Origin of the sequence: Pseudomonas sp. KBS0710 (genome assembly GCF_005938045.2) — a bacterium.
Lineage (GTDB): Bacteria > Pseudomonadota > Gammaproteobacteria > Pseudomonadales > Pseudomonadaceae > Aquipseudomonas.
Genome location: NZ_VCCF02000001.1, coordinates 4605328 through 4618507, shown reverse-complemented (window position 1 = coordinate 4618507; position 13180 = coordinate 4605328). Strand labels below are relative to the sequence as shown.

The window sequence follows — 13180 nt, the reverse complement described above, 5'->3', positions numbered from 1 at the left end:
GGGGCCATTAAAACCACTAGAGCACTATCAGAAGAGCACCTTCGCCACATCCGCAAAACGCTTGGCAAAGTGCACCGTCATGCCTTCCTTCAGGTATTCGGGCAATTCTTCAAAGCTGCCACGGTTCGGCTCCGGCAAAATCAGCTCATGAATCTTCTGACGCCGCGCCGCAATCACCTTCTCGCGCACCCCGCCAATCGGCAGCACATGCCCAGTCAGCGTCAGCTCGCCGGTCATGGCCACGCCTTTTTTCGGCGGCTGGTTGCGCGCCAGCGACAGCAGCGCACTGGCCATGGTGACACCCGCGCTCGGGCCGTCTTTGGGTGTGGCGCCTTCCGGTACGTGCAGGTGCACGAAGGCTTCATCGAAGAACTTCGGATCCCCGCCAAACGACTTCAGGTTCGAGCTGATGTAGCTGTAGGCAATCTCGGCGGACTCTTTCATCACCTCACCCAACTGCCCGGTGAGTTTGAAGCCACGATTGAGCGTGTGGATGCGCGTCGCCTCAATCGGCAAGGTCGCGCCGCCCATGCTGGTCCAGGCCAGGCCAGTGATCACACCGGTGCCGGACAGCACTTGCTCGTTACGGAACACCGGCATGCCCAATGAGCTTTCCAGGTCCTTGTTGCCAATCTTGATCACCGAGTCCGGCTCATCCAGCAACTTGACCACCGCCTTGCGCACCAGTTTGCCCAGCTGTTTCTCCAACTGGCGCACCCCGGCTTCTCGCGCATAACCGTCGATCAACGCGCGCAGGGCGCCGTCGCTGATGCTCAGGCTGGTTTTCGCCACGCCGGCTTTTTCCAGCTGCTTGGGCCACAGGTGCCGTTTGGCGATGGCGACTTTTTCTTCGGTGATATAGCCCGACAGGCGAATCACTTCCATACGGTCCAGCAACGGGCCGGGGATCGAATCCAGGGTGTTGGCGGTACACACGAACAGCACTTTGGACAGGTCCAGGCGCAGGTCCAGGTAATGGTCGAGGAATTCGACGTTCTGCTCCGGGTCCAGGGTTTCCAGCAGCGCCGACGCCGGGTCGCCCTGGAAGCTCTGGCCCATCTTGTCGATCTCGTCGAGCATGATCACCGGGTTCATCACTTCCACATCTTTAAGCGCCTGCACCAGCTTGCCCGGCAGGGCGCCGATGTAGGTGCGGCGATGCCCCTTGATCTCGGCCTCGTCGCGCATGCCGCCGACGCTGAAACGGTAGAACGGCCGCCCCAGAGACTCGGCGATGGATTTACCCACACTGGTTTTGCCCACGCCCGGCGGGCCCACCAGCAATACGATGGAGCCGGCGACCTCACCTTTATAGGCACCCACCGCCAGGAACTCGAGGATACGGCTCTTGATATCGTCCAGGCCGGCATGGTGCTTATCCAGCACCTTGCGCGCGTGTTTGAGGTCGAGTTTGTCCTCGCCATACACGCCCCATGGCACGGCAGTGGCCCAGTCCAGATAGTTGCGCGTGACCGCGTATTCCGGCGAACCGGTTTCCAGGATCGACAACTTGTTCATTTCTTCGCTGATGCGCTTTTGCGCCTGGCTCGGCAGCACTTTGCCCACCAGCCGTTGTTCGAACTGTTCGACATCGGCGCTGCGGTCATCCTTGGTCAAGCCCAGCTCTTGCTGGATGACCTTGAGTTGTTCCTTGAGGAAGAACTCGCGCTGATGCTCACCGATTTTGCGGTTCACCTCGGCGGAAATCTCTTTTTGCAGGCGCGCAACTTCAACTTCCTTGCGCAGCATCGGCAGCACTTTTTCCATGCGCTTGAGCATGGGTACGCAGTCCAGCACTTCCTGCAACTCATTACCGGTGGCCGAGGTCAGCGCGGCGGCAAAGTCGGTGAGCGGCGACGGGTCGTTGGGGCTGAAGCGGTTGAGGTAGTTCTTCAACTCTTCGCTGTACAGCGGGTTGAGCGGCAGCAGTTCTTTGATCGCGTTGATCAGCGCCATGCCGTAGGCCTTGACCTCATCGGTCGGCTCGGTGGGCTGGTGCGGGTATTCGACTTCCACCAGGTATGGCGGGCGATGGTGCTTGAGCCAGGTCTTGATACGCACGCGGGTCAGGCCCTGGGCGACGAATTGCAGCTTGCCGTTTTCGCGGCTGGCGTGGTGCACCTTCACCAGTGTGCCGTACAGCGGCAGGCTGGACGTGTCGAAGTGGCGCGGGTCTTCGGGTGGCGTGTCCATGAAAAACAGCGCAAGCGAGTGATGGTCGGACTTGCTCACCAACTCCAGCGTCTCGGCCCACGGCTCTTCATTGACGATGACCGGCAACACCTGCGCCGGGAAAAACGGCCGGTTGTGGATCGGGATGATGTAAACCTTGTCCGGCAGGTTTTGCCCAGGCAGGGCCAGGCCGGTGTTGGACGAGGTTTCGTGTTCAGCGTTTTCGGGGTCGGCGTAATCGTTCAGGTCGATGTCCGGGAATTCTTGCTGGTCGCTCATGGGGCACCTGCATAAGGAAGTATGCAGGTTAGATGGGGCGGGGTGGCGGTGGTTTCAATGGGAGGCGCGAGATAGCAACATATTGCATGAAATTTCTAAAACGACGCTGAGTCCATGTGGGAGCTGGCGTCAGCTGATTTTGTGCAGGTAGGCCGGCAGCGGCTGCTCCGGTAACACCGACAGCACTTTCAGGCGCTGCAGCATTCGCTGGCGCGCCCGCTGCAAATGCTCACGCAAATTCAGCGCTGCCGCATCAAATGCTCCGTGCAGCAGCAATTCAAGAATCAGGCGATGTTCGGCGAGCATGGCGGGATCTGCGCCAATTCCCAGTAAACGGTAAAAAATCCGGCTGATGATCATCGGGCTCTGGCCCTGGCGAATCAGCGCGGCGATCTTGCGGTTTTGCAGGCCGGCCAGGCAGCGCTGGTGCAAGTCTTCTTCGATCTGCTCAATGGCTTCCAGGCTGCAGTGCGGGCTTTGCTGGGCGTCCAGCACGCGCTGCAACATCGCTTCGAGCATCTCGCGGTCCAGGTTTGGCGCGCTCTGGCGCAGTGCTTCGGGTTCCAGGCAGGCGCGCAGTTCGTAGTCTTCGGTGACTTCCCGCGCGGTCAACGGCCCGGCCAGCCACTGGGAGTAGGGTTCTTTTTCCACCAGGCCACGGTCGCGCAGGCGCATCAGCGCTTCACGCACCACGGCGCGGCTGACGCTGTAGTGTTCGGCGGCGGCTTGCTCATCCAGGCGGTAGTGACCAAAAGCGATGCACGTCGACAGCGCCGCGCCGATTTCCTCGACGATCCGCTCACCCAGCGGCCGCGTATCCACCAACTCAGCCTCGCCATCAAGGCCCAGGTGCGCATGGCTCAGGGGCAAGCGCAGCGGCTCCATGGCCAGGCCTTTGGGGTTGATCAAGTAACCCCGGCCATTGAAGCGGCAGATCAGGCCCTCGTCATGCAGCAGGTCCAATGCCTTGCGTACCGGCACGCGGCTGGTGCCGAACAGCTCGGCCAGCGGCGCTTCCAGCAACACCAACCCGTGGCGCGCAGTGCCGTTAACGATCGCATCACGCAACAGCTGGTGAATCATCGCGTAACGGGAGGCCGAGGCGGACACTGCTTTCATCGTGTTCTCTTTGGCGTGTAGGAAAGTGGCTGGGGATTCTCTCATAGATGCGCCTGTCACTCTGCGCCACAGCGGTGGCACTTTTCTGGGGCCGGCAAGGAGGAAACGTTACTTTTTGCACCAAAATGTATTTATTAATAAAAGATACATTATTTCAATTGTGGCTAGCCTCTTCACTTGCGTCGCTTTTTTTTGCCAACCGCAAAACCACCTATTCCGCAGTTGTTGGCGATAAACCGTACGAGTACGACAACACACTTAAAGAGACTGGCACGAAATCTGCCTTTGCAAAACGTACATTTTATTAATATGTACGTTTTATGAGGGTCATCTTGATGTCAGACGCCACCTCAATGGCCCAGGCGTACGCCAGCGGTCACAACGACCCGGTGCAGGCGCTCGAACAGGCACTCGTCCACGCGAGCATGGCGCCCAGTGTGTTTATTTCCCTGACCGCCGAGCGCGCACGCCGCGAGGCCGAAGCATCCGCTGCGCGCTGGCGTGCCGGCCAGCCTTTGAGCGTGTTCGATGGCGTGCCATTGGCCTGGAAAGATCTGTTCGACGTGGCCGGCAGCGTCACCACCGCCGGTGCCGCCTATCGCCGCGAGGCTGCACCGGCCTTGATCGATGCGCCCAGTGTCGGGCTGTTGTGCCGCGCGGGAATGGTCAGCATCGGCAAGACCAACCTCAGCGAACTGGCGTATTCCGGCCTGGGGCTGAACCCGCATTTCGGCACGCCCCATAACCCCAGAGGCAGTGATCAACCGCGCATTCCCGGCGGCTCGTCGTCGGGCTCGGCGGTCGCCGTGGCGGCGGGCATTGTACCCATCGCCATGGGCACCGACACCGCCGGCTCTATCCGCATTCCCGCAGCGCTTAATGGTGTGGTGGGCTATCGCAGCAGCTGTCGGCGCTACAGCCGCGACGGCGTATTCCCGCTGGCGCACACCCTCGACAGCCTCGGCCCGCTGACCCGCAGCGTGCGCGATGCGCTGGCCATCGACGACCTGCTCAACGGCCGCACGCAACAGCACGTCGCGCGCAGCCTCAAGGGCCAGCACTTCGTCCTTGAGCAGGGCACGTTGGAAGACATCGAACCCGCTGTGCGCAACAACCTGCTACGCGCAGTGGACCAGCTCAAGGCTGCCGGTGCGCTGATCGAGGTGCGCGCGTCAGCCACCTTCCAGGCCACCCTCAACCTGATCAAGCAGGACGGCTGGCTCGGCTCATTCGAAGCCTTCGCCCTGCACGAAAACCTGTTGGACAGCCGCGATGCCGAGCGACTTGACCCGCGTGTACGCCGCCGCCTGGAGGCCGCGCGTGAATTGCCCGCCAGCCAATTGCTGCACCTGATCGACGCGCGTCGCCGCTTGCAACTGCAACTGGTCGATGAACTCGACGGTGCCGTTCTCATTACCCCGACGGTCGCCCATGTCGCCCCGGCGCTTGCACCGCTGCAAGCCGATGACGACCTGTTCGTCAAAACCAACCTCGCCACCCTGCGCCTGACCATGCCCGGCAGTTTGCTTGACATGCCTGGCGTCAGCCTGCCCAGCGGCCGTGATGCCCTGGGTTTACCCACCGGCCTGCTGCTCAGCGCCCCGAGCGGCGAAGACGCACGCCTGCTCAGGGCCGCGCTGTCGGTCGAAACCACCCTGAATTTCTAAGGAGACATACCATGGCTAAAGACATTCTCTGTGCATTTGGCGTTGACGTAGACGCCGTCGCCGGCTGGCTCGGTTCCTACGGCGGTGAAGACTCGCCGGACGACATCTCCCGCGGCCTGTTCGCGGGTGAAATTGGCGCGCCGCGCCTGCTCAAACTGTTCGAGCGCTACGGCCTGCGCACTACCTGGTTTATTCCCGGCCACTCGATGGAAACCTTCCCCGAGCAGATGAAGGCGGTGGCCGATGCCGGCCACGAAATCGGTGTGCACGGCTACAGCCACGAAAACCCGATTGCGATGACGGCCGAGCAGGAAGAAATCGTGCTGGATAAATCCATCGAGCTGATCACCCAGGTTACCGGCAAACGCCCGACCGGTTATGTCGCGCCCTGGTGGGAATTCAGCAAGGTCACCAATGAGCTGCTGCTGAAAAAAGGCATCAAGTACGACCACAGCCTGATGCACAACGACTTCCACCCGTACTACGTGCGCAAGGGCGACAGCTGGACCAAGATCGATTACAGCCAGCACCCGGATACCTGGATGAAACCATTGGTGCGCGGCGAAGAAACCGACCTGGTGGAAATCCCTGCCAACTGGTACCTCGACGACCTGCCGCCGATGATGTTCATCAAAAAGGCCCCCAACAGCCACGGCTTCGTCAACCCGCGTCACCTGGAAGAAATGTGGCGCGACCAGTTCGACTGGGTCTACCGCGAACACGAACACGCGGTGTTCACCATGACCATCCACCCCGACGTGTCCGGTCGCCCGCAAGTGCTGTTGATGCTCGAGCGTCTGATCGAACACATCCAGAGCCATGCCGGCGTGCGCTTCGTCACCTTCGACGAAATCGCCGACGACTTTATCCGCCGCCAACCGCGTACCTGACCCCTTTGCCCATCCCCCGAGGCGCGATTATGTCCATCTACAACAAGCTTGACCTGACTGGCTGGAAACCCCGGCAACTGACGTCCCAGGAGGTGCGCTTTGCTACCTGGATCGCGTTTTTCGCCTGGGTGTTTGCGGTGTATGACTTCATCCTGTTCGGCACTTTGCTGCCGGAGATCGGCCGGCACTTTGGCTGGGGTGAAGTGGAGCAAGCTGAAATCGCAACGTGGGTGGCGGTGGGTACGGCGGTCGTCGCCTTTGCGATTGGCCCGGTTGTCGACAAGTTGGGCCGGCGCAAAGGCATTATTTTTACCGTGGCCGGTTCCGCGCTTTGCTCGGCACTTACCGCGATTGGCGGCGCGTGGGGCAAGTCGCCGCTGATTCTGATTCGTTCTTTGGGTGGCCTGGGCTATGCCGAGGAAACCGTCAACGCCACCTACCTGAGCGAGTTGTATGGCGCCTCCGAAGACCCGCGACTGACCAAGCGCCGTGGGTTTATCTACAGCCTGGTGCAGGGCGGCTGGCCGGTGGGTGCGTTGATCGCCGCCGGGTTGACTGCGCTGTTGCTGCCGATTATCGGCTGGCAGGGTTGCTTCATCTTTGCAGCGATCCCGGCCATCGTGATCGCGATCATGGCGCGCAAGCTCAAGGAGAGCCCGCAGTTCCAGATCCATCAGCGCATCAGTGAGCTGCGTAAAAGCGGCGCGGTGAAAGAAGCGCAAAACGTCGCCGTGACTTACGGCGTCGACTACGACGAACACAGCAAGGCTGGCCTTAAAGCCGCCTTCCGTGGCCCGGCCCGGCGCGCCACGCTGGTGATCGGCGCCGCGCTGTTGCTCAACTGGGCGGCCATCCAGGTGTTCAGCGTGCTCGGCACCTCGGTGATCGTCAGCGTGCACCATATTTCGTTCGAGAATTCACTGATCATCCTCGTGCTCTCCAACCTGGTGGGCTACTGCGGTTACCTGACCCACGGCTGGATGGGCGACAAGATCGGCCGCCGCAATGTCATCGGCCTGGGCTGGATGCTCGGCGGCCTGGCGTTTGCGGGGATGCTGTTCGGCCCGAGCAATATGCCGATGGTGGTGGGGCTGTACAGCCTGGGCCTGTTCTTCCTGATCGGGCCGTATTCGGCGGCGTTGTTCTTTATCAGCGAGAGCTTCCCGACCAGCATCCGTGCCACCGGCGGCGCGATCATCCATGCCATGGGGCCGATTGGTGCAGTGGTCGCAGGGTTTGGCGCCACCCAGGTGTTGTCCGCCGGCAGTGACTGGCAAACCGCCGCGCTGTGGTTCGGCGCGCTGCCGTGCTTCTTGTCCGGCGCGTTGATGTTTGCCGCACGCCATGTGCGCCCGGAAACCGTTCAGTAAGGAGTGTTAGATGAGCCGTAAAGTTGCCTTGATTACCGGTGCCGCCAGCGGCATCGGCCAAGCCCTTGCTGTGGCGTATGCGCGCAGTGGCGTGGCGGTGGTCGGCGGGTACTTCCCGGCCGATCCCCATGACCCGCATACCACCGTGGCCCTGGTGAAAGAAGCCGGCGGCGAATGCCTGATGCTGCCACTGGACGTGGGTAATAGCGCCTCGGTAGACGCCCTGGCCGAGGCCGCCGTGCAGCACTTCGGCCGCCTCGATTATGCCGTGGCCAACGCCGGTTTGCTGCGCCGCGCGCCGTTGCTGGAGATGACCGATGAGCTGTGGAACGAGATGCTCAATGTCGACCTCACGGGGGTGATGCGCACCTTCCGCGCCGCAAGCCGGCACATGAAAGAGGGCGGCGCGCTGGTGGCGATTTCATCGATTGCCGGCGGGGTGTATGGCTGGCAGGAACACAGCCATTACGCAGCAGCAAAAGCCGGTGTGCCGGGGTTGTGCCGTTCGCTGGCGGTGGAGTTGGCGGCGCTGGGGATTCGTTGCAATGCGGTGATACCGGGGTTGATCGAGACGCCGCAGTCGTTGGATGCGAAGAACTCTTTGGGGCCGGAAGGCTTGGCCAAGGCCGCGCGGGCGATTCCGTTGGGCCGGGTAGGGCGGGCGGATGAGGTGGCGTCGCTGGTGCAGTTTTTGACCAGTGAGGCGTCGAGTTACTTGACTGGCCAAAGCATCGTTATCGACGGTGGCTTGACTGTGCGCTGGCCCGATTGACTGGATACGATCTAAAAATGTGGGAGCGGGCTTGCTCGCGAATGCGCCGTGTCAGTCGATGCATTTGTTACTGACCCACCGTATTCGCGAGCAAGCCCGCTCCCACATTGGAACTGTGTTTGTCCAAGGAGACTTGTATGTCCCAACTCATTAACCGTCGCGCTGTGATCACCGGCGCCGGCAGCGGCATCGGTGCCGCCATCGCCCGTGCCTACGCCGCTGAAGGCGCACGCTTGCTGCTGACCGACCGCAACGCCGCGAGCCTCGCCGAAACCGCGATCACCTGCCGCAACCTCGGCGCCGAGGTGATCGAGTGCCTGGCCGATGTGGGCAGCGTCGAAGGCGCCCAGGCCAGCGTCGACCGTTGCGTCGAGCACTTCGGCGGCATCGATATTCTGGTCAACAATGCCGGCATGCTCACCCAGGCGCGCTGCGTCGACCTCTCCGTCGAGATGTGGAACGACATGCTGCGCGTCGACCTCACCAGTGTGTTCGTTGCCAGTCAGCGCGCCTTGCCGCACATGCTCGCGCAGCGTTGGGGCCGCATCATCAATGTGGCCTCGCAACTGGGCATCAAGGGCGGTGCCGAGTTGACCCACTATGCCGCGGCCAAGGCTGGAGTGATCGGCTTCACCAAATCCCTGGCGCTGGAAGTGGCCAAAGACAACGTGCTGGTCAATGCCATCGCCCCCGGCCCGATCGAGACGCCGTTGGTGGGCGGCATCAGCGCAGACTGGAAGCGCGCCAAAGCCGCCGAGTTGCCCTTGGGCCGCTTTGGCCTGGCCGATGAGGTGGCGCCGACCGCCGTACTGCTCGCCAGCGAGCCGGGTGGCAACCTGTTTGTCGGCCAGACGCTCGGCCCGAACTCCGGCGATGTCATGCCATGAGTGAGGTGTAAGCATGTGCGGACTCTGCGGCTTGCTCGGTGAAGACCTGCACTGGAGCGACCCCTTGGGCGATGAGCTGCCCAGGCGCCGCGAGCGCCTGCGCCGGATTGCGGCGATCAATCAGGTGCTGGCAGTGTTCCGGCTCAAGGTTGAAGACTTCCAGGGCGCGTCCTATCTGCTGTTGGGCGCTACCGGCAAACAGGCGCTGGCGAGTGGCCTGGATCAACTCTGGCAGGCGGCGCAGACCATGCTAGGTCGCCCGTTGGACCCGCTTGACCCACGATTGCTCGATCATCTGGAGTCGTCATGAGCATTGCCCTTAATGTCATCACCGGCTTCCTCGGCAGTGGCAAAACCACCTTGCTCAAGCGTTTGCTGCAAGGCGAAAGCCTGGGTGATACCGCCCTGTTGATCAATGAATTCGGTGATATCGGCATCGACCATCTGTTGGTGGAAGAGGTCGCGCCAGACACCGTGTTGCTGCCCAGCGGCTGCGTGTGCTGCTCGATTCGCGGCGAGTTGAAAGACGCGTTGCTCAGCCTGTTGCAGCGCCGTGAACGCGGTGAGATACCGGCGTTCAAACGTGTGATCCTCGAGACTACCGGCCTGGCCGACCCGGCGCCGATCCTCGCCACCTTGAACAACGACGTGCAACTGCGTGGGCGTTTTCATATCGGCCTGGTGATTACTTTGGTCGATGCCAGCCACGCCGAGCTGCAGGAACGCCTGCACCCGGAGTGGTTGGCCCAGGTGGCGGCGGCGGACAGGCTGCTGTTGAGCAAGACTGATCTGGCGGGCGACAGCGACTCACTGCGCACGCACTTGCAGGCGCTCAACGCTGGCACGCCGATCCTCAATACTCACGAGATCCATAGCGGCGACCAACTGCTGCTCGGCGAAGGTTTGCGCAGTGCAGAGCCGGCGGTTGAAGTCAGCCGTTGGCAGCTGCACCGCACCACTACGGCGACCCACGGTGCCGCGCAGGTCTGCTGCCTGACCTTTGAGCAGCCACTCGATTGGGTGGGCTTCGGGGTGTGGTTGTCGATGCTGTTAAGATGCCACGGCGAACGAATCCTTCGCGTCAAAGGACTGCTTAACGTGAACGCAAGCTCGGCCCCCATCGTTATTCATGGCGTGCAGCACTGCCTGCATGCCCCGGTGCATTTGCCAGCATGGCCAGGCACCGACCGCCAGTCACGCCTGGTGTTTATCCTGCGTGGCCTCGACCCGGCGCTGTTGCGACGCTCCTTTGAAGTGTTCTCACGGCGGTTTGCGGCATGATCACACTGCGTGTCCTCGGTACTTCCGTGACCTTGCTGGAATGCCTGCGCGTGCGTGCCGAGCAAGAGCTGGGCATTCGCCTGGTGTACCAGGTCCACGATGTGGCGCAGGCCCAGCGCATTGCGGTGATGCAACCCGAGAGTTACGACCTGTACGACCAGTGGTTTCACAACGTCGACTTCGTGTGGCCGGCGCGGGCGATCCAGCCCATCGACACACGGCGTATTGCGTTGTGGCATGAGATCAACGACCTGCCCAAGCGCGGCCGGCTGTCGGCCAGCGACCGCCTGGGCAGCGGCAGCGTGCCCAGTGAACGCTTGTTCGTGCAGCACGACGGCAGCCTCGGCAGCACGGTGACCGAGCGCATCAGCATGCTGCCGCTGACTCACAACGCCGACAGTTTTGCCTACCGCCCCGAGCGTTTGCCCGACGGCTTCAGCCACGGCAATGAAAGCTGGGGCTGGCTGCTCGATCCGGCCTGGCGCGCGCGTACCGCGTTGCAAAGTGATGCGGCGATCGGCGCTCTGGATGCGGCGTTGGCCGTGCAGGGCGCAGGGCTGGCGCAGTTCAAGGACATCGGCAACATGAGCATCGAAGAGATCGATGTGCTCGCCGACATCCTGGTGCGCAAGCAAAAGGAAGGGCACTTCGCCGCGTTCTGGTCCGATGATGAAGAAGCCGCGCAGTTGATGCTCAGCCCAAGCATCGATATCCAGAGCCTGTGGTCGCCGACCTTGATGCGCCTGCACCGTGCGGGTGTGAAGTACCGGCTGGCGGTGCCGCGGGAAGGCTATCGCGCCTGGTTTGGCGGCTTGTCGTTGTCACGCCATGCCCAGGGCTCGGTGCTGGATGCGGCGTATGCCTATCTCAATTGGTGGTTGTCGGGTTGGCCGGGTGCGGTGATGGCGCGCCAGGGTTACTACATCGGCAACCCGGCGCGCACCCGCGACCATTTGAGCAGCGCCGAGTGGGATTACTGGTACGCCGGCCTGCCAGCCCGCGAGGAGTTGCCAGGCAGCGATGGTTTGCCGTTGATCGACATCGGTGACGTGCGCGATGGCGGCTCCTACGAGCGACGCATGGGGCATATCGCGGTGTGGAACTCGGTGATGGATGAGCACAACTACCTGGTGCGGCGTTGGGGCGACTTTATGCGTGCTCGGGTCATGAATTAGTCCGTAGGATGGGCCGGTATACCGGCCCTCTCGCCATCAGCAGGTTTTTTTCGGGCGGGGAGTCACCGGTTTACGCGGTTGTTTTGGCGGTTTTGGATTGTTCGGTTTTTTCGGCGGTTTGCATGGGTGCGCATCATGCCAGCCCAATACCAGGAAGTTTCTACAGAAGCGACGGACCAGTTCGTTGTCGACGGCGTTGGCCTTGCCGTCGTTGTTCACATCCCAGTTCACAGTCGTGCCGTTACCGGATCCATCGCCGTTTTTATACAGCGCTGCCGTGTAGGCAATGGTTTCATCGCGAGGCTCACCCGCACCCTGATGAAAATGCAGGCGTACGGTGTCAGGTATGCCATTGGCATCGAAGTCTTCGGCAAAGATCTTGAGGTACTTATCGAAAGGCGCGTCCGGGCTGAACCAGTTGAACTCAAAGAACTGTTGGGCGAATTCAAGCGCCATGACCTCATCGAGTTTGTCGGCTACACCATTATTGTTGATGTCGTCGGCCAGGCTCCAATCAAGTTTGCCGTCACTGTTGATATCGAACAATGTGGCTTTTAAAGCGAGAGGCTTCGGCAGGGCGTGATCGTAAAAGTCCAAGTAAACAACATCGGGCTTGTCGCTGTTATCAACATCATGAGCACGCAAGATTAAGTAGCGCATAAAAATACCAATAAAAGTAAGAGATGAAAAACCAGAATGTCAGCCGTGTCGACTAACGTTGCTCACTGATCTGCGCTAGGTCTTGTTGTGCGCGTGTTATTCCAATCGCACTTCAGAAAGTCACGGCACAGGTCCACCACCCGCGCGGCATTCCAGGCATCGTCAGTCGGGTTTGTATTTACATGGAGGCTGACGTTGCCGCCGGCACAGTCATTGAGAAACACACAGGCGGCGGCTTTGACCAAGGTCGTGTCGCTCGGTACGCCTTCGCCTTGATGGAACCTCAACCGTACGAGGTCGGGCTTGCCGTCCAGATCAAGGTCTTCGGAGTAGATTTCCAGGTAGCGGTCAAAGGGGGGATCAACCTTCCACCATTTGAACTTGAGAAACTGCCTCGCCAGGGCGCGTGCCAAATCGCCATCGACTTTATTGTCGACGCCGTTGCCATCAATGTCTTCGGCCAACACCCACTTTAATTTTCCGTAGTCTTGCTCCGACGTATTCATGACCAACGCTTCAGCGACAGGCTTAGGGCTGATACCGTCAAAAAATTCCAGGTAAACGGCGTCGATAACATCGTTGTCGTAGTCATCCTGAGCCGTGATCTTCAAATATCGCATGGCTACTTCCTTGAAATAAGAACCTCGATATTTTCATTACTCGCATGTGATCGCTATGCACGCCCTCCGACGCAACACGTGGGAAAGGTCTTGATACGCGTGAATTTGAACGCAGTGCTTTTGCCGGCGCCCCTGGGTCAGCCGTAGGTCGTCAGTAATATGACGCGAGCACGCCCGGGATTATTGGGTGTACTTATCCCAGCTCCCAGCTAATCTGCTAAAACCAACTACTGAATAAAAAAAGATATTTTTTTGACGCCAGATCAGCCGTCGTCAGGGATGCGTATG

General features: G+C 60.9%; 13 protein-coding genes. 9 read left to right on the top strand and 4 right to left on the bottom strand.

The genetic code is table 11. From position 1 onward, the window contains the following. Window positions 1–27: 27 nt before the first annotated feature. Complete coding sequence (gene lon, locus FFI16_RS21115; protein WP_138816692.1) at window positions 28–2451, bottom strand: endopeptidase La; 2424 nt, start codon at window positions 2449–2451, stop codon at window positions 28–30. Between the two features lie 129 nt (window positions 2452–2580). Further along, complete coding sequence (locus FFI16_RS21110) at window positions 2581–3570, bottom strand: GntR family transcriptional regulator (protein WP_138816691.1); 990 nt, start codon at window positions 3568–3570, stop codon at window positions 2581–2583. A 47-nt stretch (window positions 3571–3617) separates the two neighbouring features. Between FFI16_RS21110 and FFI16_RS21105 the strand changes: the two genes are divergently transcribed. The 9 genes from FFI16_RS21105 (at window position 3618) to FFI16_RS21065 (ending at window position 11612) form a co-directional block, all read left to right on the top strand. Beyond that, window positions 3618–3878 (top strand): hypothetical protein, encoded by a 261-nt coding sequence (locus tag FFI16_RS21105; RefSeq protein WP_138816690.1) that lies wholly within the window; start codon window positions 3618–3620, stop codon window positions 3876–3878. 27 nt (window positions 3879–3905) lie between these two features. Beyond that, a complete protein-coding gene (locus tag FFI16_RS21100; RefSeq protein WP_138816689.1) occupies window positions 3906–5237 on the top strand; it encodes an amidase in 1332 nt (443 codons plus the stop codon). Between the two features lie 11 nt (window positions 5238–5248). Next, a complete protein-coding gene (locus FFI16_RS21095) occupies window positions 5249–6127 on the top strand; it encodes a polysaccharide deacetylase (protein ID WP_003234086.1) in 879 nt (292 codons plus the stop codon). Window positions 6128–6156: 29 nt separating this feature from the next. After that, window positions 6157–7497, top strand: a complete 1341-nt coding sequence (locus tag FFI16_RS21090) for an MFS transporter (protein WP_069786160.1) — start codon at window positions 6157–6159, stop codon at window positions 7495–7497. Window positions 7498–7507: 10 nt separating this feature from the next. Continuing rightward, window positions 7508–8269, top strand: coding sequence for an SDR family NAD(P)-dependent oxidoreductase (locus tag FFI16_RS21085; RefSeq protein WP_138816688.1), 762 nt, complete (start codon window positions 7508–7510; stop codon window positions 8267–8269). 137 nt (window positions 8270–8406) lie between these two features. Further along, window positions 8407–9156 (top strand): SDR family NAD(P)-dependent oxidoreductase, encoded by a 750-nt coding sequence (locus FFI16_RS21080; RefSeq protein ID WP_138816687.1) that lies wholly within the window; start codon window positions 8407–8409, stop codon window positions 9154–9156. A 13-nt stretch (window positions 9157–9169) separates the two neighbouring features. Further along, window positions 9170–9466, top strand: a complete 297-nt coding sequence (locus FFI16_RS21075) for a hypothetical protein (RefSeq protein WP_138816686.1) — start codon at window positions 9170–9172, stop codon at window positions 9464–9466. Next, window positions 9463–10437 (top strand): GTP-binding protein, encoded by a 975-nt coding sequence (locus FFI16_RS21070; protein WP_138816685.1) that lies wholly within the window; start codon window positions 9463–9465, stop codon window positions 10435–10437. The genes FFI16_RS21075 and FFI16_RS21070 overlap by 4 nt, the downstream gene beginning before the upstream one ends. Next, window positions 10434–11612: a PotD/PotF family extracellular solute-binding protein gene (locus tag FFI16_RS21065; RefSeq protein WP_138816684.1), complete on the top strand. Its 1179-nt coding sequence runs from the start codon at window positions 10434–10436 to the stop codon at window positions 11610–11612. The genes FFI16_RS21070 and FFI16_RS21065 overlap by 4 nt, the downstream gene beginning before the upstream one ends. A gap of 36 nt (window positions 11613–11648) precedes the next feature. On the opposite strand, the gene FFI16_RS21060 is transcribed toward FFI16_RS21065, so the two are convergent. Next, a complete protein-coding gene (locus FFI16_RS21060; RefSeq protein WP_138816683.1) occupies window positions 11649–12272 on the bottom strand; it encodes a hypothetical protein in 624 nt (207 codons plus the stop codon). Between the two features lie 62 nt (window positions 12273–12334). After that, the gene (locus tag FFI16_RS21055) at window positions 12335–12892 is read right to left on the bottom strand and encodes a hypothetical protein (protein WP_138816682.1); all 558 of its coding nucleotides are present in this window, start codon (window positions 12890–12892) and stop codon (window positions 12335–12337) included. Window positions 12893–13180: the final 288 nt, after the last annotated feature.

What these genes read in the sequence shown, in the direction of transcription:
- lon (WP_138816692.1), bottom strand. Translation starts at nt 2,451, where the DNA reads ATGAGCGACCAGCAAGAATTCCCGGACATCGACCTGAACGATTACGCC.
- FFI16_RS21110 (WP_138816691.1), bottom strand. Translation starts at nt 3,570, where the DNA reads ATGAAAGCAGTGTCCGCCTCGGCCTCCCGTTACGCGATGATTCACCAG.
- FFI16_RS21105 (WP_138816690.1), top strand. Translation starts at nt 3,618, where the DNA reads ATGCGCCTGTCACTCTGCGCCACAGCGGTGGCACTTTTCTGGGGCCGG.
- FFI16_RS21100 (WP_138816689.1), top strand. Translation starts at nt 3,906, where the DNA reads ATGTCAGACGCCACCTCAATGGCCCAGGCGTACGCCAGCGGTCACAAC.
- FFI16_RS21095 (WP_003234086.1), top strand. Translation starts at nt 5,249, where the DNA reads ATGGCTAAAGACATTCTCTGTGCATTTGGCGTTGACGTAGACGCCGTC.
- FFI16_RS21090 (WP_069786160.1), top strand. Translation starts at nt 6,157, where the DNA reads ATGTCCATCTACAACAAGCTTGACCTGACTGGCTGGAAACCCCGGCAA.
- FFI16_RS21085 (WP_138816688.1), top strand. Translation starts at nt 7,508, where the DNA reads ATGAGCCGTAAAGTTGCCTTGATTACCGGTGCCGCCAGCGGCATCGGC.
- FFI16_RS21080 (WP_138816687.1), top strand. Translation starts at nt 8,407, where the DNA reads ATGTCCCAACTCATTAACCGTCGCGCTGTGATCACCGGCGCCGGCAGC.
- FFI16_RS21075 (WP_138816686.1), top strand. Translation starts at nt 9,170, where the DNA reads ATGTGCGGACTCTGCGGCTTGCTCGGTGAAGACCTGCACTGGAGCGAC.
- FFI16_RS21070 (WP_138816685.1), top strand. Translation starts at nt 9,463, where the DNA reads ATGAGCATTGCCCTTAATGTCATCACCGGCTTCCTCGGCAGTGGCAAA.
- FFI16_RS21065 (WP_138816684.1), top strand. Translation starts at nt 10,434, where the DNA reads ATGATCACACTGCGTGTCCTCGGTACTTCCGTGACCTTGCTGGAATGC.
- FFI16_RS21060 (WP_138816683.1), bottom strand. Translation starts at nt 12,272, where the DNA reads ATGCGCTACTTAATCTTGCGTGCTCATGATGTTGATAACAGCGACAAG.
- FFI16_RS21055 (WP_138816682.1), bottom strand. Translation starts at nt 12,892, where the DNA reads ATGCGATATTTGAAGATCACGGCTCAGGATGACTACGACAACGATGTT.